This window comes from Kitasatospora sp. DSM 101779 (assembly GCF_025655475.1).
In the GTDB taxonomy this organism is placed as follows: Bacteria; Actinomycetota; Actinomycetes; order Streptomycetales; family Streptomycetaceae; genus Kitasatospora.
The window spans coordinates 8,124,606-8,147,211 of sequence record NZ_JAHTIK010000001.1 but is presented as its reverse complement, the minus strand read 5'-3'; the positions used below and the strand labels follow the sequence as shown (position 1 = coordinate 8,147,211).

Genomic DNA, 22,606 nt, shown 5'->3' with positions numbered 1-22,606 from the left:
GGAGGGCTTCGACTGGGACAGTAAGACGGCAGGTGGCGGGCCGGCAGCACCTCACGAATGTCAGCATCGCTGTCTCCTTGCGCAAACCGGCGCACGCTCCGACCCTCGGCGTCCCGCATGCCGGAGCGCCGCCGGAACGCCTCTGACATCCTTCATTACGCGCCCGGCGCCAAACGGTCGAACATCCCTTCGCCCACACAGCCCACGCCCTGCTCGGCGGCGTTCCGCCGAGCGGACGAACGCGAATTCACCCTACCGGCGGCACGCCTTGCCGAATCTTTATCGCGAGCTCCACCCGGCCCCCCGCGCGCGCACGGCCGGAGCCGTCCAACGCACTGAACCCGCACAAGAAATGCGTACACCCATTCGGATTCCCGCGCCGGTAGTCCACCCCGCAGCGCAGTAGTCTCATTCTTTGGTGGCCGTCCATTGCGGATTCGGCCCGACGTCGCGCACGGCCGAAACCCTCGCACGGCACTTTCGAGACTGCGGATGAGAATTTCCTTTGAACTCGCCTGCCCATCATCCAGTCACCACTGGAGCGCGCCAGGGCGAATGGGAACGTAATCACTGGCACGCACCCTCATTCCCGTGCAGGGGAGAGCTCTGTCCGCGTCGTACTCGGCAGTACATGGAATCGAGGAAGAGACCTGATGGAAACACGCGAGAACCCGGCGGGTGTGTACACGCTGAGCCGACCCTCGCCGGGCCCCGGCGTCGGTTGGCCGGTGGCCGCGGCACCGGCGGCCCGCAGCCTGTTCGACATCATCTCCGCCACCGCCGACGCCCATCCGGACGCGCCGGCGCTGGACGCCGGTGGCACGGTGCTCGGCTACCGCGCGCTGCTGCGTGCCGTCGACGAGTTCGCCGAGCGGCTGACCGGCCACGGCATCGGGCCGGCCGACCGGGTCGGCATCCGGGCGCCCTCCGGCACCCCCGACCTCTACATCGCCATCCTGGCCGCGCTGCGTGTCGGGGCCGCGTACGTACCGGTGGACGCCGACGACCCGGACGAGCGCGCTGCACTGATCTGGCAGGACGCGCAGGTGAGCGCCGTGGTCGGGGCGGACGGGCAGCTCGCCCCCGGCACGCGGCCGGCCTCCGGCGCCGTGCCGGGCCCCCTCCCGGCCCCGCCGACCCCGGCCGACGACGCCTGGATCATCTTCACCTCCGGCACCACCGGCCGTCCCAAGGGCGTCGCCGTCACCCACCGCAACGCCGCCGCCTTCGTCGACGCCGAGGCCCGGCTCTTCCTGCGCGAGCGCCCTCTCGGCCCCGGCGACCGGGTCCTGGCCGGTCTGTCCGTCGCCTTCGACGCCTCCTGCGAGGAGATGTGGCTGGCCTGGCGGCACGGCGCCTGCCTCGTCCCCGCGCCCCGCTCCCTGGTGAAGGCCGGCACCGACCTCGGCCCCTGGCTGGTGGAACGCGGGATCACCGTCATCTCCACCGTCCCCACCCTCCTCGCGCTCTGGCCCGAGGAGTGCCTGGACGCCGTCCGGCTGGTGATCGTCGGCGGCGAGGCCTGCCCGGCCGACCTGGTCGAACGCCTGGCCGCCCCGCACCGGGAGTTCTGGAACACGTACGGGCCCACCGAGACGACCGTGGTGGCCACCGCCGCCCAGCTGCTTCCCGGGCAGCCGGTGCGGATCGGCACCCCGCTGGACGGCTGGGAGATCGCCGTCGTGGACGCCGCGGGCCGACCGGTCGGCTGGCACGAGACCGGCGAGCTACTGATCGGCGGCGTCGGCACCGCGCGCTACTTAGATGCGGCCAAGGACGCCGAGAAGTTCACCGCCCATCCGCACCTGCACTCCGAACGCGTCTACCGCAGCGGCGACCTGGTGCGCAACGAACCCGAAGGCCTGATCTTCGTCGGCCGCGCCGACGAGCAGGTCAAGCTGGCCGGCCAGCGGATCGAGCTCGGCGAGGTCGACGCCGCGCTCCAGGCGCTGCCGGGCGTCCGGGCCGCCGCCGCGGCCGTGCGGACCGCCCCGGCCGGCGGCCAGCTACTGGTCGGCTACCTCGTGCCGCAGGCCGCTACCGAGCTCGACCTCGTCGCGGCCCGCGCCACCCTGCTGGAACGGCTGCCGCAGTCGCTGGTCCCCGTCCTGGCCGTGCTGGACGAGCTGCCCACCCGCACCTCCGGCAAGGTCGACCGGGCCGCCCTGCCCTGGCCGCTCACCACCGGCCCGCAGCCGGGCACCGGCCCGCGCGCCGCCGGCACCGGCACCGCCGGCTGGCTCGCCGAGCAGTGGGAAGCCCTGCTCGGCCTGCCGGCCGGCGCCGACGGGGACTTCTTCGCCCTCGGCGGCACCAGCCTGACCGCTGCGAAACTGGTCTCCGCGCTGCGCGCCCGCTACCCCGGCGTCTCCGTCGCGGACCTCTACGCCCACCCCACCCTGCTCGATCTCGCCGCCCGGCTCGACGAGTTCGCCACCGGGCCGCGCGAGCACCGCCAGGTGCACCGCACCCCGCTGCGCGCGGGTTTCTGGCAGACGCTCGTGCTGGCCGCGCTGTACACCGTCGTCGGGCTGCGCTGGGTGCTCACCCTCGCCGCGCTCGACAACATGACCGGCGGCACCCTGCGGCGGACCCCGCACACCCCCTGGTGGCTGATCATCACCGGCCTGCTGCTGCTCTCCAGCGCCCCCGGTCGCCTGCTGCTCGGCAGCACCGCCGCCCGGCTGCTCACCGCCGGCCTCAGACCCGGCAGCTACCCGCGCGGCGGCGCCGTGCACCTGCGCCTGTGGGCGGCCGAGCGCATGGCCACTGCCTTCGGCGTAGTCGGCCTGACCGGCACCCCCTGGGCCCGGCACTACGCACGGGCGCTCGGCTGCAAGGTCGGCAAGGGCGTCGACCTGCACACTCTCCCGCCGGTGACGGGCCTCGCCCGGCTCGGCGCGGACTGCAGCGTCGAACCCGAAGTCGACCTCGCCGGCTGGTGGTTGGACGGTGACGTGCTGCGCCTCGGCGCGATAGAAATCGGCGAGGGCGCCCGGGTCGGCACCCGGTCCACCCTGATGCCCGGCGCGCGCGTCGGTGCCGCCGCCGACGTCGCCCCCGGCAGCTGCGTCCTCGGCACCGTGCCCGCCAGCGCGCACTGGCACGGCTCCCCGGCCCGCCCCAGCACCGAACCGCGCCCCGACTGGCCCGCGCCGCACCGCCACCACTACCGCCGCTGGGACCTCGCCTACGGTGCGGGGCTACTGGTACTCGGCCTGCTGCCCGTACTCTCCTCCCTCCCCGCGTTCGCCATCCTCTACCCGCTGACCGACACCGACCCCACCCTCGGCACCGCGCTGATCCAACTCCTGCCCTCCACCGTGCTGTTGATCGCCATCACGCTCACCTGCTACGCCACGCTGGTGGCCCTGCTGATCCGCGTCCTCAGCCGTCCGATCCGCCCGGGCTTCCACCCGGCACACGGCAGGGTGGCCTGGTGCGTATGGGCCGTCAGCCGACTGTCCGACACCGCGCGCCGCTCGCTCTTCCCGTTCTACGCAAGCCTGTTAACGCCCGTCTGGCTGCGGCTGCTCGGCGCCAGGGTGGGCCGCCGCGTCGAGGCCTCCACGGTGCTGGCGCTGCCCGGGCTGATACGGGTGGACGACGGAGCGTTCCTCGCGGACGACACGCTGATCGCGCCGTTCGAGGTGCGCGGCGGTTGGCTGCGCATCGCACCCGCGCGGGTCGGGCGGCGCTCCTTCGTCGGGAACTCCGGCATCGTCGGCCCCGGCCGCACCCTCCCCGACGACGCGCTGGTCGGCGTCCTCTCCGACGCCCCCGCGCACAGCGAGCCCGGCTCCTCCTGGCTGGGCCGCCCCGGCATCGCCCTGCCCCGGGTGGCGGACACCGTCGAGGAGAGCCGCACCTACGACCCTCCCCGGCGGCTGGTATTCGCCCGGGCCGCCGTGGAGCTCTGCCGCTTCATCCCGCTGGTCATCACCGCCGTGCTCGCCGACCTCGTCTTCGGCGCGCTCCAGACCCTGCGCGACCAGGACGGCCTCGCCCCCACGCTGGCCGGCGCCGGGCTGGTGATGGCCGGTGCCTCGCTCGCCGCCTGCCTGGTCACCACCCTCGCGAAGTGGCTACTGGTCGGCCGCTTCAAGGCCGCCGAACACCCGCTCTGGTCCAGCTTCGTGTGGCGAAACGAGCTCTACGACACCTTCGTCGAGGAGCTCGCCGTACCCTGGGGCGGCCAGCTCTTGCTCGGCACCCCGTACCTCAACCTCTGGCTGCGCAGCCTCGGTGCCAACATCGGCCGCGGCGTGTGGTGCGAGACGTACTGGCTTCCCGAGAGCGACCTGGTCACCGTGGAGGCGGGTGCGAACGTCAACCGCGGTACGGTGCTGCAGACCCACCTGTTCCACGACCGGGTCATGCGTCTGGACGCCGTCCGGCTCCAGGCCGGCGCCACCGCCGGTCCGCACTCGATCGTTCTGCCGGGTACCACCGTCGGACCGGGCACCACGATTGGTCCGGCCTCACTCGTCATGCGCGGCGAGGAGGTCCCCTCCGGCACCCGCTGGCTGGGCAACCCGATCGCCGTCTGGCCCACCGAGCACGCCGAACCCGCGGGTCCCCGCCCTCGCCACCTGCATGGGCCTGATCGCGGCCGCGGACGCGGCGGCCGGCCGCTCCGCCTCTCCCCTGGTGCGCGCCACCAGCCCGGGCATCGCCACTGGCGACGCGATCACCGCCGCCCTGCTCAAGTCCGCCACCGGGAGCTTCCCTGACCACGGAGCGGCGGCCCTCCGGGCCGGTGGGCGGGGAGCCGGGCAGCGCGGTCTGCGGCGATCCGAAACGGGCACCGGCAACCGACCGACACGCACGCTCCTCCGGACCGAAGGGTTTCGTCGCACGGAGGAGCGTGTTCCCGGGAATCGCGGGTAGGCGGCGGTGCGCACGCATCCCATCGGTGCGCAGACAGCCAGTGACCTCCGGCATCGGGAGACCGGCACGACCGTGACCGCCGGAAGCACTACCGCGACGACACTGTTCGCGCAGCGATACCGAGTGTGTTCGGTGTTGGGCCGGGGTGGCGGGGCCGATGTCCTGCGCGCTGTGGACGAGCGGTTGAACCGCGAGGTGGCCCTCAAGGTCTTCCGGCCCGGCGCGAGTGCGGACACCGCCCGGCGCTTCGGCACGGAGGCACGACTGCTGGCGCGGCTCCGCCACCCGGGCCTGATCGAGGTCTACGCCTACGGGGTCGTGGCGGACCGGCCCTACCTCGCCCTGGAACTGCTGCGGGGCCCCGCACTGGCCGCACTGCTGCGGGCCGCGCCGATGCACGCCGACCGAGTCCGTCGGCTCGGACGCGAACTGGCCACGGCGCTGGCGCACGTGCACTCCCACGGGTCGTCCATCGGGACGTCAAACCCTCCAATGTCCTGGTCGGCAGCGACGGCCGCGCCAGGCTGGCCGACTTCGGCGCCGCCCGCCTCCTCGACGAAGCAGCCGCCCCCGGTGACGAGGCACTCACCGGCACCGGCCTGGTCATCGGCACCCCGGCCTACCTGGCCCCGGAACAGATCCGCGGCCAGGGTGCCCTGGCGGCAGCCGACGTCTACGCCCTGGGCCTCCTGCTGATCGAGTGCCTGACCGGCAACCGCGAGTACACCGGGCCCCCATAGAGGCAGCTGCGGCACGCCTGCACCGCCCGTCCGCCCGCCTTCCGTCCCTCGCTCCCTGCCCCACGACCTCGCGAAGACCCAGGTGGAGGACTGCGGCGGCCACATGATCGAGCAGAGGACCGCTTCCTTCGACTGCCCGCTTGAAGCGACGGGAGGACTGGCAGCTGCGGCTGCCTGGCTACTCGAGCGCGAGACTGCCGAACCGCTTCAGTCATGGCATGACCGGGACGAGCCCGGTAGCCACCGGCCGAGCGCAATCCTCTGCCCGGACACCGCTGCCCAGGGCCGATGACGTGTTCCGGGTACGACGCGATCGCCGCCTGCGGCACTGCGGACCGGAACACCGGTTCGCCCCCGTCGCTCGGCAGCCGGCTGCGCCCGAGACAGTCGGCGAGGAACCGCAGAGCTGTGCCGCCCACGCAGGGGCGTCCGGCCGTCAGCACCGCCGACAGTGCTCAGCCCTCACGGGTTGAAGGCCCGGTCCGCCACCGCCGGCGGATCCCGTCCAAGTCGGGGAAGGCCTCGGCGCCGGTCTCGTCGACTGCAGCCCGCTGGACGGCCGGCTCGTTCAATGAAGCCATGGCACGGCGCGGCGGGCACCTGTTCGGCCGGCCGGGGCGGGCGCGTCCAGACCCGCCCACCACCAGCTCTCAGATCGGGGCGGTGGCCGCGTTCTGGGCTGTGGCGCCCGGGCTGCCGCGGTGCAAGACTTGCAGAGTTTTTCAACTGATAAACTTGTTGTGTCGGTGGCTTCCTGGTGGTGCCGCCGGAGCGGGCTCGCAGCGCTATGGGGGTGCAGCGGGCCCGCGCTGTTTCCCCCGGGATAGTGCGACAGACAGGGAAGATCGGGTTCATGAGCGAGAATCTGCCCCCGTGTCCGAAGTGCTCGAGCGAGTACACCTACGCGATGGACGCACTGGTGGTGTGCCCCGAGTGCGGACACGAGTGGGCTGCCGCCGAAGGCGACACGGAGGCCTCCGGCGACCGGGTGGTCAGGGACGCGGTCGGCAACGTGCTGAGCGACGGCGACACCGTGACGGTCGTCAAGGCGCTCAAGGTCAAGGGCAGCGCCTCGGGCATCAAGGCGGGGACCAAGGTCCGCAACATCCGCCTGGTCGACGGCGTGGACGGGCACGACATCGACTGCCGGATCGACGGCTTCGGCGCCATGCAGCTCAAGTCGAGCGTGGTCAAGAAGGCCTGACACCCGCATGGGCTGCCGCGGTCGAGCCTGCTTCATCCGCCGGCGGCGCCATGGGGTCGTGCGCGGACCGGTTGCTCCTGTCCCGGGGCCCGCCTTGGCGGTGAAGCGCCGAGGCGGCCCCCGTGCGTGCGCGTCACCGCGGACGCGATGCCGCGGTCCGCGACGCACGGGCACCGCCTCCTCGGCGCCCGGCCGCTGTCCACATCTCGGCAATGCCACGGGCGTGCGCGCCGGGCCGTGCCTCGCGGGATCTCGGCCGCGCCCCTGCGGTCCCCGGCCTTGTGACCGGGAAACGCAGGGCACGGCCGGCGCATCAGATGTGACCGTGGTGCTTCGCGACCCGCCTGGCCCGGGCGAACAGCATGCCGACGTTGACGGACGTGCGGCACACCACGACAGCGACCGCGTCCTCCACACCTTCCATCCGCAGGAAGAGGTAGGTGAGAGGGCGCGCGAGGCGGCGCCGGTCAGGAGCCTCGCCGGGCTGCGCTTCACCTGCTGCGCCTGCTGCTCCCGGCCAGGCGGGTGGGGTGGCTCCGGTCAGCCGGGCATCATGCCCATCTGCCGCATCATGGCGACGGCGTCCCAGCTCCACCAGCCTTCCTTGGCCATGCCATCCTCGAACCGCCAGATCGTCATCCCGGCGGCCTCGATGATCTTGTTGCTGGCAGGCATACCCATGTACTCGCCGATGTGGGTGCCGCGCCACATCCAGCGGGTGACGACCTGGTCCCCCTCGGCGATCTGGCTCTGGATGTCGAAGGTGAAGTCGAACGCGCGGCGGTAGCCCTCGATCATCTCCTTGACGGCCGCCGGGCCGACCGTGTCGGCGTCCATGGACGGGTCGTGGTCGCGGTAGTCCGGTGCGACGAGTTCGTCGATGACGGTCATGTCGCCGGCCGCGGGTTCCATCAGCAGTCGGCGGGCCGCGGACTTCAGGAGCTGCTCGTCGCGGACCAGGTCGAGGTTGGTGAAGGTGGGCGGCTCCTGGCACAGGGCCACCATCTCCCGGAAGATCCGGTCGGTCTCCGGCAGGCCGGAGTTGCGCATCGCCGCCTCGTACGAGGGGAACTCGACGATCTCCACGATGTGCCGGTCGTCCTCGCGGTCGGAGCCGACCATGGTGTGGGTGGCGGTGCGCTTGCCCTGGGTCTGCTCGATCCAGGTGTCCATCAGCTGGTTGAGCTCGTCCGGCCGCTCCGTGCGGCACTCGACGATCTGCACGAACGTCATTGTGACCTCCGGGTCTCGCGCCGGTGGCCTCACCCACCGGGCGTGCTGGCTCCACTCTGCCCCGGGTGGCGGCGGGCCGCCTTCGATGCGAGGGGGGCGATGCCGACGCCGCTCCACCGCCGAGCTGTCCGGCGGCCGTCGCACTGGCGGTTCCGACCGTGGCCGGAGCCGCGGTCCGGGCCGATGACAGTGCGGAGCTCGGCGCGCTGCCGGCCGGAAGCGGTGGACGAGAGCACGTTGTGTGCCTGCCAGTGGCCGGCCTCCCACGGATCCTCCAGGGCGAGGACGGACCCTATCTCCCACAGCCGGCCGGGCCAGGGGGTGCCCTCGTCGGTGAGACAGCCGGCCATGCGGGCAAGGACATGGCGTGCGTAGAGGTGGGAGCGGAAGCGCCTGATGAGGATCTTTGAATTTCCCCACTTGCTGCTCGGTGGCTGGCCAGACTCGCTCGGGGCCATGGACCGTCGACGACGTCCTGGCCCTGCCCAAGGACACTCGCCACCGCATCGAGCTCGTCGGAGGAGCACGACTGATGAGCCCGAACCCCGGCGCCCCCACCAGCGCGCCGGTTCCCCGCCCGTGGGCACGCCAAAACGCCGCGCTCACAGCCGGCCACGCACCGTACGAGGAGCTGGAAGCCGCCTCGATCCACCTCTTCGTCTGGCCGCTCGATGATCGGAAGGAAAGGGGCCTGGGTCTGACCAGTCGCGAGAGTGCGGCCCGCACAAGCAAGGGTGCGGGCCGCACATCGGGCCTTGGACCGTTCCGGTCGACGCGTCAGACAGGGTGGCTCCGGGACGAGTTCGGCCCGATGGTGAGAAGCGCCGTGATCTCCCCGGCGAGCTCCTGGCCGAGCGATCCCCAGCCGTCCTTGTAGCCGTAGACGCCGGCCAGCGTGCGGGCCTCGTAGTCGCCGTTCATGATCTCGACGTCGTCGGCCGTGATCAGCGCCGGGTGCGCGACGCCGACCGCCGCCGACACCTTCATCAGCTCCCGGCGCAGGGTACGCAGGTAGACCGCGGCCCGGGTCGACTTCGAAGCCGGATCGAGACCGCGGGCCAGCCACGGGTTCTGGGTCGCGATGCCCGTCGGGCACTTGTCGGTGTGGCACTTCTGCGCCTGGATGCAGCCGATCGACAGCATCGCCTCACGGGCCACGTTGATCATGTCGACACCCAAGGCGAACGCGACCGCGGCGTTCTCCGGCAGGCCGAGCTTGCCCGAGCCGATGAAGGTCAGTTCGTCGGTCAGCCCCAGCTCGGCGAAGGTGCCGTACACCCGCGAGAAGCCCATCCGGAACGGCAGCGACACCGAGTCCGCGAACATCCGCGGCGCCGCCCCCGTGCCACCCTCACCGCCGTCGACGGTCACGAAGTCCACCCCGCGGTCACCGCGTGCCATCAGCGCGGCCAGCTCCTGCCAAAAGCCCATCTCCCCCACCGCGCTCTTCACCCCGACCGGCAGCCCGGTCTCGGCGGCGACCAGCTCGACGAAGTCCAGCATCGAGTCCACGTCACCGAACGCGCTGTGCCGCGACGGCGACGCGCAGTCCTGCCCGGCCGGAATGCCGCGGATCGCGGCGATCTCCGGGGTCACCTTCGCCCCCGGCAGCATCCCGCCCAACCCCGGCTTGGCACCCTGCGAGAGCTTGATCTCGATCGCCTTCACCGGCGCGCCGGCGACCACGTCCTTGAGCTTGTCGAGGTTGAAGCTGCCGTCCGCGTCACGGCAGCCGAAGTACGAGGTGCCGAGCTGGAGGACCAGGTCACCGCCGTTGCGGTGGTACGGGGAGAGGCCGCCCTCGCCCGTGTTGTGCAGCGCGCCGGCCAGCGCCGCGCCCTCGTTGAGCGCCGTGATGGCCGCACCCGACAGCGACCCGAAGCTCATCGCCGATATGTTCACCACGCTCGCCGGCCGGAACGCCTTCGCCCGCCCGCGCGGCCCGCCCAGCACCTTCGCCGAGGGCAGCAGGGCCTGCGGGTCGTGCACGTCGGGCAGCGGGCCGGCGAACGTCCGCTGCTTCAGGTACGCGTGCCCCTGGACGTGCTCCACATCCACCTCGGTACCGAACCCGAAGTAGTTGTTCTCCTCCTTCGCCGAGGCGTAGATCCAGGTCCGCTGGTCACGGCTGAACGGGCGCTCCTCCTCGTTGGAGGCAACGATGTACTGCCGCAGCTCCGGCCCGATCCGCTCCAACAGGTACCGGGCATGCCCGACCACCGGGAAGTTCCGCAGCAGCGCGTGCCTCTTCTGCACAAGGTCGCGGACAGCCAAAACCGCCACCGCTGTCGCAGCGGCCGCGCCGATCTTCCGGGCATTCACAGGCGTTCCCCCTCGATGTGCACAGCTCCGTCGTCGTGCGATGGTGCTGATGCTAGAGGGCCGCACGAATCGACATGCGGTCAGGGCTCGGCGCCGGCGGCTTGGTGCCCGGAGTCCCACTCGACCACCCACCGCCAGCCCGCAGCGGGGGCTTCGCCCGGCCGCCGCTGCCCCGGTCGAGCGGCACTTCGCCACCTCGCCTCGGGGCTTTGCCTGAGCGCCCCCGGCCACACCCTGCCTGCCACACGACCCGTCCTCATGCCGGGTCTCTGCGGGCAGCAGGCGGCGGTGACGGTGGCGTAGGAAGGAGAAGCTCCAGAGGGAACGGGCAGATGCCGGGCGATGGATAGCCACCTGCCCGGCGCGGCCGGCGACCGCCGCCAGCAGGGCATGCTCCCGGTCGAACCACTCCAGCGCCGCCGGCAGGATGGGGCACCGCGATGCAAACGGGCGCGGTGGACGTGCCGGGACGGGCATCGGCCAGCCTGCCGCCCGCTCGGCGAGGGTCGTGGAGCAGGTCGGCCGCCTCGTCGGCCGTGCGTCGATGCCACGTCAGGAGCCGCGCCAGTGCAGCCGTGCGGTCCTGCGACCACTCTCCTGGTCAACGGGCTCGTCCGCCGGGTCCGGTGGCCACCCGGGCGGGGAGGCCGAGGAACCGCGAGACGTGCCCAAGACGCTCGCCATCAGCCCCCGGAGCGGATCGACGCGTACGACCGTCACCCTCACCGGCTCCGGATTCATCCGCAACGGGACGGTGAGGTTCGTCTTCCACGCGAGCCGGATGGGTGAGACCGGCACCGACGGCGAGGGGCGCTTCACCGCGCGGCTGTCACTGCCCCGCCCCGACTTCTACGCCCACTTCGCGGGCCAGACGTTCTCCATCAGCACCACCGAGTACACCCGGGCCGGGGAGTACCAGGGCAACGGACCGTCCGTCGGATTCCACGTCAACTGACCGGCGGCGAACGGCCCGCGGCTCCCGGTCGCCGATGCGGACGCGGGGCGGCGCACCCGGCACCCGGCGGCCGGCGGCCGGGCGCCGGGAACGAGGACGGGCGGCTGCGGGTCGCCCGCCGTGCTGCCGGAGGAGCGCGGAGGCTCGCCCTGCGGGTGCTCGACCACGCTGACGAGGTGGTCCCAGGCCGTACTCGACCGGCGGGAAGTGCACCTCGCCGGCCTGGTCCGCCCCTCCCCTGCCGCTGCCCCCGGCCGGCGCCGTGGCCCGCCCGGTCGTCCGTCATGACGGTGCGCTCCCCTCGCTCCGGCGCCGGTGGTGACGGGTCGCCCTGTCCCGGTCCAGCGCGTCGGACATCGCAGCAAATTCGACACGAGTCGCTCGTCGGCCACCTCCGCGGCAGCCACCCGAGCCGCCTCGGCAGCAGCGACGGCATGGCGCTCCGCTGCTGCACCGCGCAGCCGAACCCGGCGCCCACGCCACCCGGCGGACGAGCCCGTTGACCAGGAGGGCAGATCCGGAAGGGCTGGCAGAAACCCGGGCCATGCTCCGCCAGGCGCTGGCCGCGTGAGGTGCGACCGACCTCCGGCTGCGCCGCCTCGGACCGGGTCCTTAACTCCCGCATCACACGTCACAATACATGTCCTATTTCTCAATAAACCCACGCGACAACCGTTCCGTAGATCAAGTTCAAATATCGAGCACGCGTTTCACACATCGCCCCCGCCGGGCGTCCCGATGCTCTAGATTGATTGTCGCTTCGCACAGTTGGACGCGATGCGCACTAACGATCCATAGGTCCGGCGACGACGGTTTCCCATGCACCTCGGGACTCCGGCGGGACATACGAGCCTGCCGGCGTCCGGGTGGGATGTTCACGAAGCAATGCGGTAGCCGGTTTGCCATGCGGGGGGCGGGGCCTATTGAGAGGTGGGAACAGCACGGAACGGGAGGCGGGGGCCTCCCGAGGGGAGGAACCGTGCGGGAGGCGCAAGCCTCCCGGGGGGAGGAACCGTGTGGAGCGAACACGTCGAACCCACTGCCGACCTGGAAGGGGCCGTCAAGCAGGGGCAAGGAGAATTGATCAGTCCGTTTCCACCGGCGCGGGGACGTCGGACGAACGGGAGGATCAGCCGGCCCGAGAGTGACTGGGAGCAGCGGTACCGCCTTGCCGTCATCATCAGCGATATCGTGGCCACCGCCTTCGTGGTGGCGGCGATAGGCCGCTTCTTCGGGATTCGGGACGCGGCCAACTGGCACGAGAAATGGGGAATTCTCGCCTTCGGCACCGAGCTGTTGGTGCTGGCAGCGCTCGCGACGACCCGGTCGTGGGCTGCGGCCGTGCTCGGTCAGGGCGCCGAGGAATTCCGGCGGCTCGGACGCTCGCTGTTCACGGCGGCCGTCGTACTGGCGCTCGGCGGGATCGCCCTCACCTCGCACAACATCAAGCTCTGGATCTTCGTCGCAATCCCGGCGATCACGCTCGTCACCATGACCGAGCGGTATCTGCTGCGCCTGTGGCTGCACAAGCAGCGGAACGAGGGCCGGTGCCTGCGCCCGGTGCTCGCCGCCGGGAGCCCGGCCACCGTGCGCGACCTGATCGCCCGGACCCGCAAGTTCCCGCACATCGGCTGGCGGGTCGAGGCGGTGTGTACGCCGCACGGTCTCGGCTACGAGGGTGGCCGGTTGGACGGCGTGCCGGTCGTCGGCCGGCTGACGGACGTCGCCAACCACGTCCGCCGCGACGGCTACCGGGTCGTTGCGGTCACACCGGATTCGTACTGGTCACCGGACCGGCTGCAGCGCCTGGCCTGGAACCTCGAGGGCGGCGATGCCGAGATGGTCGTGGCCCCCGTGCTGATGGAGGTGGCCGGCCCGCGGCTGCACGTCGACGCGGTGCTCGGGATCCCGATGCTGCGGGTCAGCATGCCGACCTTCACCGGGGGCCGCCGGGTGGTCAAGGAGGTCGTCGACCGGCTGGGTGCCGCGGTCCTGCTGGTCCTGTTCGCGCCGCTGATGGTGGTCGTCGGGCTGCTCGTGCTGGTGGACAGTCGGGGCGGGGCCTTCTACCGACAGCACAGAGTCGGCAAGGACGGCCGCCAGTTCACCCTGGTCAAGTTCCGCACCATGGTCGCCGGGGCCGACAGGGCACGTGCCGAGCTGGCCGACCGCAACGAGGGCGCCGGCCTGCTGTTCAAGCTCCGCCGGGATCCACGCGTGACCCGGGTGGGAGGAGTGCTTCGCCGGTACTCGATCGACGAGCTCCCGCAGCTGCTCAACGTGCTCACCGGCTCGATGTCGCTCGTCGGTCCGCGGCCTCCGCTGCCGGAGGAGTCCGCCGCGTACGGCCCGGACATCCGGCGGCGACTGCTCGTCAAGCCCGGGCTCACGGGCCTGTGGCAGATCAGCGGGCGCAGCGACCTGCCGTGGGAGGAGGCGGTCCGGCTGGACCTGCGGTACGTGGAGGACTGGTCGCTCGCCCTGGACACGGTGATCTTGTGGAAGACGCTGCGTGCGGTGCTCCAGGGACAGGGGGCCTACTGATGCGTGGGGGGCGTCGTCCGATCGGCGCGCGGCCGGCCGGCCGTAAGGGCCTGCTTGAGGGGAGGAACGGGTCATGAGGGTCAGTGTCCTGGGGCTGGGCTACGTGGGCTGTGTGTCGGCCGCGTGCCTGGCCAGGATGGGTCACGAGGTCATCGGGGTGGACGTGAACCAGGTGAAGGTCGACCTGGTCAACGAGGGCAGGGCCCCGGTGGTCGAGGAGCGGATCGGCGAGCTGATCGCCGAGGTCGTGCGGGCCGGAGCGTTGCGCGCCACCGGCGACGTCCGCGAGGCGATCATGGGCAGTGAGGTGTCGCTGGTCTGCGTGGGCACGCCGTCGGAGCCCGACGGCAGCCTGTGCACCACCTACCTGGAGCGGGTCACCGAGCAGATCGGTGCCGCGGTGGCCGAGCGGGGTGGGCGGCAGACCGTCGTGTTCCGCAGCACCATGCTCCCGGGCACCTGCCTGGACCTGCTGGTACCGATCCTGGAGAAGTACGTCGGCGGCACGGCCGGGGTGGACTTCGGGGTCGCGGTCAACCCTGAGTTCCTGCGCGAGGGCACGAGCGTGCGGGACTTCTTCGACCCGCCCAAGACCGTCATCGGCGAGCTCGACCCGGCGAGCGGCGACGTCGTCGCGGCGCTGTACGACGGACTGCCCGGCGAGGTGTTCCGGGTGCCGGTCCCGACGGCCGAGGCGATCAAGTACGCGGACAACGCCTTCCACGGGCTCAAGATCGGCTTCGCGAACGAGCTGGGCGCGGTGTGCCGGGCGCTCGGGGTGGACTCGCACCAGGTGATCGACGTGTTCCTGGCCGACCGCAAGCTGAACATCAGCCCCGCCTACCTGCGGCCCGGCTTCGCCTTCGGTGGCTCCTGCCTGCCCAAGGACCTGCGGGGCCTGGTCCACGCGGCGCGGCGGGCCAACGTCTCGGTGCCCATCCTCTCCCATGTGCTGCCCTCCAACTCCGACCATCTGCAGCGCGCGGTGGAGCTGGTCGAGCGCACCGGCAAGCGTCGGGTGGGCCTGTTCGGCCTGTCCTTCAAGCCGGGCACCGACGACCTCCGCGAGAGCCCGCTCGTCGAACTGGCGGAGAGGCTCTTCGGCAAGGGCTACGACCTGCGGATCCACGACCCCAACGTGAGCCTCTCCCGGCTGCTCGGCGCGAACCGCGAGTACATCGAGACCCGGCTGCCGCACCTCGCGCAGCTGCTCGCGGAGTCCGTCGACGAGGTGCTCGACCATGCCGAGGTGTGCGTGGTGGGGACCAGCGACCCGGCCGTGCTGTCGGCGTTGCCCCACGGTGGCAGCCCGGTGATCGTCGACCTCGTCCGCCTTCCCGACGCCGAGGCGCGCCGGACCGAGCCGGGGTACGCGGGCCTTGCCTGGTGACACAACGGGCGGCGACGGGCGGGGCCGTCGTGCGCTGATCCTGGTGGAGAACCTGTCGGTGCCGTTCGACCGACGGGTGTGGCAGGAGTGCACGACGCTTCGCGACGCGGGCTGGACGGTGGACGTCATCTGCCCGCGGGGCAGCAAGCGGGACACCGAGTCGGAGGCGGTGATCGACGGGGTGCGGATCCACCGGTACCCGTTGCGCGCGGCCACCGGAGGGCCGGCCGGCTACCTGCGGGAGTACGGATCCGCGTTGTGGCACACGGCCCGGCTGGCCCGCAGGGTCGGCCCGGTGGACGTGGTCCACGCCTGCAATCCGCCCGACCTGCTGTTCCTGCCGGCCCTGTGGTTGAAGCGGCGCGGCGCCCGGTTCGTATTCGACCAGCACGACCTGGTACCCGAGCTGTACCTCTCCCGGTTCGACCGCGGTGAGGATCTGCTCTACCGCGGCGTGTGCGCGCTGGAACGGCTGACCTACCGGGCCGCGGACGTCGTGCTCGCCACGAACGAGAGCTACCGGGACGTCGCACTGCGCCGTGGCGGCCGGCGCCCGGACGACGTCTTCGTGGTGCGCAGCGCGCCCGACACCGGGCGGTTCCGGCCGGTGCCGCCCGAGCCGGAGCTGAAGCGCGGCAAGCCCCATCTGCTGTGCTACCTCGGCGTGATGGGGCCTCAGGACGGCGTCGACTACGCCCTGCGGGCCCTCGCGAAGCTTCGCGACGAGTTCGGGCGGACCGACTGGCACGCGGTGTTCGTCGGCGGTGGCGACACCTTCGACGCGATGGTGGAGCTGTCCCGGCGGCTCGGGCTCTCGGAGCAAGTGGAGTTCACCGGGCGCGTTCCGGACGCCGACCTGGTGCGGTACCTGTCCACCGCGGACGTGTGCCTCTCCCCCGACCCGCGCAATCCGCTCAACGACGTGTCGACCATGAACAAGGTCCTGGAGTACATGGTGATGGGCCGGCCGATCGTCTCCTTCGACCTCCGCGAGGCGCGGGTCTCCGCCGGTGACGCCGCCGTCTACGCGCCCGCCAACGACGAGGCCCGATTCGCCGAACTCGTCGCACTGCTGCTGGACGATCCGGAGAAGCGGGTCTTGATGGGCAAGGCCGGCCAGGAGCGGATCAACGGGCCGCTCGCCTGGCGGAACTCGCAGGCCTCGCTGCTCGCCGCCTACGCCGCTGCCTGCCGTGACCACGCCCCGGTGTCGGCGGGCGGCCGGGGCCGGGCCGGGAAGAGGCCGCGCCGTTGAGCGACGAAGCGATACGCCTGGTGACGGTCGGTCAGATCTTCCGTCGGCGCTGGCGGCTCCTCGCGGTCCTCGCGGTGCTGGGAGCGTTCGTCGGCTACGGCAGTTCCCTGCTGTTTCCGCCGCGCTACACGACGTCGGCCTCGGTCCTGCTGCCGGGGGCGTGGCAGGAGCGCGAGTTGACGACCCAGACGCAGATTGCCACCAGTTCGGTGGTGCTCGACCGCGTGGCCGCCGCGCTCGCCTGGTCCGGGGCCGGCGGCGACGAGCTGCGGGACCGGGTGAGCGCCACGGCCGCGGACGGGAACATCATCAAGATCTCGGGTACGGCCGACACCCCGGAGCGCGCGCAACAGCTCTCCGATCAGGTGGCCCAGGAGTTCGTCACGTTCGCCGCGCGGTACTCGGGCGACGGCACCGCCGCCGAAGCGGCGCAGCCCGAGGCACTGCGGCAGTTGGTGGAGCAGGCCGGCCGCCGCATCACCGACCTGGCCGACGCGGCCGGCTCGGGGCAGAGCGTGGAGAGCGTGCAGACCCGCACGGAGCTCGTGAAGCTGCGCACCGCGCTGCAGGACGCCGTCAAGAAGCTGGACCAGGTCGACCCGGCCGCCACCAGGACGGTCAACCTGGTCGTCATGGGGCCTGCGGCCCGACCGACGGGGGAGGCACCGCCGACGAGGATGCAGCTCGTCGCGGGCGGGGCGGCGCTGTTCCTCGTGCTCGGGGTCGTCGGCCATCTCACCGCCGCACGGATGAGCCGCCGACTGCGCACCGAACCGGAGATCGCCGCGGCGCTGGGCTCGGTGCTCCTCGGCACCGTCGATGTGCCGGGTGAACGGTCCGCCCACCGGCCGGAGGGCCGTGGCCCGCGGGCCCTGATCCGCCGGCTGCTGGGCACCGACGTCCGGTGGGACCTGCCGACCCGGCACGCTCCCGGCGACGAGGCCGGTCGGCAGCTCCGCTTCCGGCGGGTCTGCGACCGCCTCCGGGACCGGCTGCCGGAGCCCCGGCCGCTGTTGGTCATCGTCCCGGACGGGGACGAGATGGCCGGCCGGGCAGCCGGGCAGCTCGTCGCCGAGGCGGAGGGCGGTCCTTCCCCAAGCTCTTCGAGCAGGGGATACCCCGAGCTGCGGGTGGTGGGGGTCTCGGTGTCCCGGCCGCTGGTGCCGGACCGCGACGACGAGTCCGGCGCGCTGGTCGTGCTCAGTGCGGGCTGCTGGACGGCGGCGGAGCTCGCCGGTATCGCGGAGGCGTGTGCGGACGCCAGGCACGAGATCGTCGGCACCGTCGTCGCCGACGTGGTCCGGGCCCGTCCGGGACGGTCCGCCGGCCGTGATCCGGACGGCGCCACGCCGGTGCTCGCGGCCGGCGGCGACACGAGGAGCGCCGCGGGGTGACGACGAGTACGACATCGGAGTCGTCGGCCGCCGCGCCGCTGGTGGACCTGCAGGCGCTGGTGGTCGCAGTGCGCAGGCGGCGCCGTTTCTGGTGCGCGACGGCGCTGCTCGGGCTGCTGGTCGGCGCTGCGCTGGCCGTCCTGCGGCCGCCGCCGCCGACCGCGCTGGTCAAGGTGCTGGTCGCGCACCAGGCGGACCAGCCGAACGACCCCGGAACGCTGATCCGCACCGACGTCGCCCTGCTGCAGACCACGGGGATCGCCGGCAGGGCCCTGCAGTCCCTCGGGTCCTCGGAGAGACCGGAGGACCTCATGAAGGACTACGGGGGCATCGGCCTCACCAACAACGTGCTGCAGATCACCGTGACGGGTCACAGTGAGGGGGAGGCGGTGGCCCGGGCCAAGGCGCTCGCCGACGCGTTCGTCGCGGACCACGTGCGACGGATCCAGGAAGCCGCGGACGCCCAGGCCAAGGCCCTGCTCGACCAGCGGGACCGCCTGCAGGAGGAACTCGCCCAGGTCAACCGGACGATCGGCGACGGTTCGCAGCAGAGCGGGCCGAAGGCGTCGGCGAGCCTGGAGTCGCTCTTCGCCAGCCGGGCCGAACTCACCGCGCGGATCACCGACTTCGGCCAGCGCGCGGCGGAGGCGCGGGTCGGCACGCCCGGGCTCGTCGCCGCCACGCAGATCGTGGACGCCCCGCGCCCGGTGCGGCAGTCCCTGACCGGGACCGCCGCCACCGACGCCGCGATCGGACTCGTCCTCGGGCTCGTCCTCGGGCTGGCGGTGGCCGCGGTCGGCACGGTGGTGGCGGACCGCCCCGTGCTGCGCCGGGACATCGCGGCGAACCTCGGCGCCCCGGTCATCGCGGAGCTGCGCCGGGTGCCCCGCCGGCCGGCCGGGCGGTGGCAGGGCCGACGGACCCGGGCGGCACGGGCGAGGCTCGCCACGACCCTGGCCCGCACCGTGCGCGGTTCCGCCGAGGCGGTGTCGCTGCTGGAACTGGGCTGCGCGCGCAGCACCGGCGCGATCGCCCTGGATCTCGCCGGGGCACTGGGGGACGAGGGGCCGGTGGCTCTCGTCGACGAGCTGCCCGGCCCGCGGTTCGCCAAGCGCGGCTCGCAGCCGGGAGAGCCGACCGTGGTCGGCGGCGAGCGTGCGACGGCCGGGGCGGGCCAGGGGCGTCGGCTCGGCGTCGGCTCGGTGTCGCCCGGTACGACGTGGACCCAGCTCCGGTACCTCGGCACCCGGACCGTGCTCGTGGTGCGTGCTGGGCACGGCAGCACCGCGTGGCTGCACACCGTGGCGCGGCAGCTCGCGGACCAGGACATCCCGGTGATCGGTGTGGTGCTGATCGACCCGGATCCGCGCGACCGGACCGACGGCACGCTGTGGGACGGGCCGTTCACCGCGACGCGCGGCCGGTACGAGCGGCCGACCCGGGACACCGGCACGGGCCGGCGGCGGACGGGACCGACGACGATGCGGACCGCGAGGGTCCCGGACAGTGACCAGGAGGTGCGGTAGGACATGTGTGGCATCGCGGGTACGTACCGATGGCCGGACGGGAAGGTCGTGACCGACCTGCTCACCGAGACCCTCGCGCACCGCGGTCCCGACGGCGCGGGCCGGTACGGCCACCCCGTCGGTGACGGCGAGGTGCACCTGGGGCACCGGCGACTGGCCATCGTCGACCTGTCCGGGACCGGCGCCCAGCCGATGGCCTCGGAGGGCCTCGTCCTGACGTACAACGGCGAGCTGTACAACGCGCCCGAGCTGCGTGCCGAACTGGCGGCCAGCGGGGTGCGCTTCCGCGGCACGTCCGACACCGAGGTGTTGCTGGAGGCCTGGCGGCGCTGGGGCACGGACTGCCTGCCCCGGCTGCGCGGCATGTTCGCGTTCGGGATCTTCGACGAGCGGACCGGCGAGCTGGTGCTCGCCCGCGACCAGCTCGGGATCAAGCCGCTGTTCCTGGTCCGGCGCGGCGAGGGCCTGGTGTTCGCCTCCGAGCTGAAGGCGCTGGCCGCCGCCACCGGCGGGTCGCTGGAGGTGGACCCCGCGGCGCTGGTGGCCTCACTGCTGTACTACTGGGTGCCGGACTCACGGTGCGCGTTCCGCGAGGCGGAGAAGCTTCCGCCGGGGAGCTGGCTCCGGTGCCGGCCCGACGGGCGGGTGGACCGCGGCCGGTTCTGGCACCTGCGGGACGTCGCCGCCGAGGGCCGGGAGCGGGCTCTCGGCGGCGAGCTGCCGGACCTCGCCGCGATCGTCGAGGAGTCGACGAGGCGTCACCTGCTCGCGGACGTGCCGGTGGCGACCTTCCTCTCCGGCGGCCTGGACTCCAGCTACCTGACCGCGCTCGCGGCCCGCGAGCGGCCCGGGATCTCCGCCTACACGATCGGGTTCCGCGCCGAGGACGCCAGGTTCGAGGCGATGCCGGACGACCTCCGCTACGCCCGGCAGGTGGCCGAGCGGTTCGGCGTCGACCTGCACGAGATCGAGATCGCTCCGGACGTGCTCGACCTGCTGCCGCGGATGACGTACCACCTGGACGAGCCGATCGGCGACCCCGCCGCGATCAACACCTTCCTGATCTGCTCGGCCGCCCGGGAGGCCGGGGTCAAGGTGATGCTCTCGGGGATGGGGGCCGACGAACTGTTCGCCGGCTACCGCAAGCACCTGGCCAACCGGCTCGCGCTGCGCTACCAGCGCGTCCCGCGGCCCCTGCGGCGCGGCCTGTCCGCGGTCGTGGACCGGCTGCCGGTCGCCACGGCCAGCCGGGGGTTCCGGTCGGTGCGGTTCGCGAAGAGGTTCCTCTCCTTCGCCGAGCTGCCGGAGGAGACCGCGTTCCGGCGCAGCTACACCATGTACGACCGGGACGAACTGCTCGCCCTGGTCGACCCGGACCTGGCCGGGACGGTCGAGGACGTGCTGACCGAGCACGCGGACACCTACCAGGACAACGAGCTCGACGACTTCGTCAACCGGATGTGCCTGGGTGACGCCCGGATGTTCCTGCCGGGCCTGAACCTCGCGTACACGGACCGGTCGAGCATGGCCGCGTCCACCGAGGTGCGGGTGCCGTACGTGGACGTCGAGGTCGTCAGGGCGGCGTTCGCCGTGCCCGGCGACCGCAAGATCGTCGGACGGCAGGGGAAGGCCGTCCTCAAGGAGGCGGCCGCATCGGTCCTGCCCCGGGAGATCGTGTACCGGCCCAAGGGCCTGTTCAGCGCCCCCCTGCGGGCGTGGATGAGCCGGGACCTGGCGCCGCTGGTGCGCGAGGTGGTGAACGACGGCGTGCTCGTCGGCTCCGGGCTCCTGCGCCGCGACGCGCTCGCGCGCATGGTCGCTGCGGACGCCGCCGGGCAGCAGGACTACTCCAAGCACCTGTGGCACGTGCTGACCCTGGAGTACTGGTACCGCGGCGCGACCTCCGGCTCCGGCCACAGCGCCCGGTTGACGGCGTAGCGCTCACTTGACGGCAGAGGAACGAGGGGACTTCCGGTGAAGCAGGTTGTGCAGAACTACAAGAGCGGCGAGCTGGCGGTGCTCGACGTGCCGGTGCCGGGGTGCAAGCCCGGCGGTGTACTGGTCCGCAGCGTCTTCTCGCTGATATCCACCGGAACCGAGCTCATGAAGGTGTCCGAGGCCGGCATGTCGATGCTGGGCAAGGCCCGCTCCCGTCCGGACCAGGTGGCCAAGGTCATGCAGAGCGTGGCCACCAACGGGCTGCCCGCCACCTACCGCAAGGTGATGGGCAAGCTGGACTCCTACACGCCGCTGGGCTACTCCCTGTGCGGGGTTGTCGAGGAGGTCGGTGCCGGGGTCGACGACGTGAAGGTCGGCGACCTGGTGGCCTGCGCCGGCAACGAGCACGCGCTGCACGCCGAGCTGAACTGGGTGCCGAAGAACCTCTACACGCCGGTTCCTGACGGCCTGGCGCCGCGGCACGCGGCCTTCGGCACCGTCGGCTCGATCGCCCTGCAGGGCGTGCGGCAGGGCGAGCCGCAGCTCGGCGAGGTGGCGCTGGTCGTCGGCCTCGGGCTGATCGGCCAGCTGGTGGTCCAACTCCTCGCCGCCGCGGGGGTCCGCGTCGTCGGGGCCGACCCCGACCCGGTGCGCTGCGAGCTCGCCGAGCGCCTGGGTGCCGCGGCCGCCGGCGATCCCGGGTCCGCGGCCGTGGAGGCCGCCGTCGCCGAGCTCACCGGCGGTCACGGTGTGGACCAGGTGTACCTGGCCGCCGGCGGCGGCAGCAACCAGCCCGTCGAGCTGGCCGCCCGGTTGAGCCGGGACCGTGGCCGGGTCGTCGACATCGGCAAGTGCCGCCTCGACCTGCCGTGGAACGCCTACTACGAGAAGGAGCTCGACGTCCGGTTCTCCCGTTCGTACGGCCCAGGGCGTTACGACCCGGAGTACGAGCTGGAGGGGCGGGACTACCCGATCGGCTACGTGCGCTGGACGGAGCGCCGCAACCTGGCGTGCTTTCTCGACCTCATGGCCCGCGGCCGGGTCGACGTTGAACCCCTGATCTCCCACGTCGCCGACTTCGACGACGCCGTCGAGACGTACCGGCGCCTGAAGGACGGTGAGTTGAAGGCCGTGGCGGTGCTGTTCCGCTACCCCGACGCCCCGGGCGGGGGGACGGCGCAGGCCCCGGCGGTGGCGGTGCCCGCGGTCCGGCGC

Annotated in this window: 12 protein-coding genes and 1 pseudogene; 11 read left to right on the top strand and 2 right to left on the bottom strand. The window is 72.4% G+C overall.

Going from position 1 to position 22,606, the window contains the following annotated elements; all coding sequences use genetic code 11:
* Nucleotides 1-653: 653 nt before the first annotated feature.
* The 3 genes and pseudogenes from KSNIM_RS37320 to KSNIM_RS37315 all read left to right on the top strand — a co-directional run bounded on the left by KSNIM_RS37320 (nt 654) and on the right by KSNIM_RS37315 (nt 6,834).
* Nucleotides 654-4,733: a Pls/PosA family non-ribosomal peptide synthetase gene (locus tag KSNIM_RS37320; protein ID WP_263107625.1), complete on the top strand. Its 4,080-nt coding sequence runs from the start codon at nt 654-656 to the stop codon at nt 4,731-4,733.
* 163 nt (nt 4,734-4,896) lie between these two features.
* Nucleotides 4,897-5,630, top strand: a pseudogene (locus tag KSNIM_RS39560) (serine/threonine-protein kinase).
* Between the two features lie 853 nt (nt 5,631-6,483).
* Nucleotides 6,484-6,834 carry a zinc ribbon domain-containing protein YjdM gene (locus KSNIM_RS37315; RefSeq protein WP_263107624.1) on the top strand — a complete coding sequence of 117 codons (351 nt, stop codon included), beginning with the start codon at nt 6,484-6,486 and terminating at the stop codon, nt 6,832-6,834.
* 540 nt (nt 6,835-7,374) lie between these two features.
* Here the strand turns inward: KSNIM_RS37315 and KSNIM_RS37310 are convergent.
* Nucleotides 7,375-8,067: an ester cyclase gene (locus tag KSNIM_RS37310; RefSeq protein ID WP_263107623.1), complete on the bottom strand. Its 693-nt coding sequence runs from the start codon at nt 8,065-8,067 to the stop codon at nt 7,375-7,377.
* Between the two features lie 777 nt (nt 8,068-8,844).
* Nucleotides 8,845-10,389, bottom strand: coding sequence for an FMN-binding glutamate synthase family protein (locus tag KSNIM_RS37305; protein WP_263107622.1), 1,545 nt, complete (start codon nt 10,387-10,389; stop codon nt 8,845-8,847).
* Between the two features lie 664 nt (nt 10,390-11,053).
* Between KSNIM_RS37305 and KSNIM_RS37300 the strand changes: the two genes are divergently transcribed.
* The 8 genes from KSNIM_RS37300 to KSNIM_RS37265 all read left to right on the top strand — a co-directional run.
* Nucleotides 11,054-11,344: a hypothetical protein gene (locus KSNIM_RS37300; protein WP_263107621.1), complete on the top strand. Its 291-nt coding sequence runs from the start codon at nt 11,054-11,056 to the stop codon at nt 11,342-11,344.
* A 1,047-nt stretch (nt 11,345-12,391) separates the two neighbouring features.
* A complete protein-coding gene (locus KSNIM_RS37295; protein ID WP_411543908.1) occupies nt 12,392-13,888 on the top strand; it encodes a sugar transferase in 1,497 nt (498 codons plus the stop codon).
* A gap of 73 nt (nt 13,889-13,961) precedes the next feature.
* Nucleotides 13,962-15,278, top strand: coding sequence for a nucleotide sugar dehydrogenase (locus KSNIM_RS37290; RefSeq protein WP_263107619.1), 1,317 nt, complete (start codon nt 13,962-13,964; stop codon nt 15,276-15,278).
* The gene (locus KSNIM_RS37285; RefSeq protein ID WP_263107618.1) at nt 15,268-16,533 is read left to right on the top strand and encodes a glycosyltransferase family 4 protein; all 1,266 of its coding nucleotides are present in this window, start codon (nt 15,268-15,270) and stop codon (nt 16,531-16,533) included. The genes KSNIM_RS37290 and KSNIM_RS37285 overlap by 11 nt, the downstream gene beginning before the upstream one ends.
* Nucleotides 16,530-17,927, top strand: coding sequence for a polysaccharide biosynthesis protein (locus KSNIM_RS37280; protein ID WP_263107617.1), 1,398 nt, complete (start codon nt 16,530-16,532; stop codon nt 17,925-17,927). The genes KSNIM_RS37285 and KSNIM_RS37280 overlap by 4 nt, the downstream gene beginning before the upstream one ends.
* Complete coding sequence (locus KSNIM_RS37275; protein ID WP_263107616.1) at nt 17,924-19,453, top strand: Wzz/FepE/Etk N-terminal domain-containing protein; 1,530 nt, start codon at nt 17,924-17,926, stop codon at nt 19,451-19,453. The genes KSNIM_RS37280 and KSNIM_RS37275 overlap by 4 nt, the downstream gene beginning before the upstream one ends.
* Before the next feature lie 3 nt (nt 19,454-19,456).
* The gene (asnB, locus tag KSNIM_RS37270; RefSeq protein ID WP_263107615.1) at nt 19,457-21,391 is read left to right on the top strand and encodes an asparagine synthase (glutamine-hydrolyzing); all 1,935 of its coding nucleotides are present in this window, start codon (nt 19,457-19,459) and stop codon (nt 21,389-21,391) included.
* A 36-nt stretch (nt 21,392-21,427) separates the two neighbouring features.
* Nucleotides 21,428-22,606 (top strand): zinc-dependent alcohol dehydrogenase (locus KSNIM_RS37265; protein WP_263107614.1); only part of this gene is annotated, 1,179 nt, incomplete at its 3' end.

Coding starts and splice junctions, on each gene's coding strand:
- KSNIM_RS37290 (WP_263107619.1), top strand. CDS start 13,962: ATGAGGGTCAGTGTCCTGGGGCTGGGCTACGTGGGCTGTGTGTCGGCC.
- KSNIM_RS37320 (WP_263107625.1), top strand. CDS start 654: ATGGAAACACGCGAGAACCCGGCGGGTGTGTACACGCTGAGCCGACCC.
- KSNIM_RS37315 (WP_263107624.1), top strand. CDS start 6,484: ATGAGCGAGAATCTGCCCCCGTGTCCGAAGTGCTCGAGCGAGTACACC.
- KSNIM_RS37310 (WP_263107623.1), bottom strand. CDS start 8,067: ATGACGTTCGTGCAGATCGTCGAGTGCCGCACGGAGCGGCCGGACGAG.
- asnB (WP_263107615.1), top strand. CDS start 19,457: ATGTGTGGCATCGCGGGTACGTACCGATGGCCGGACGGGAAGGTCGTG.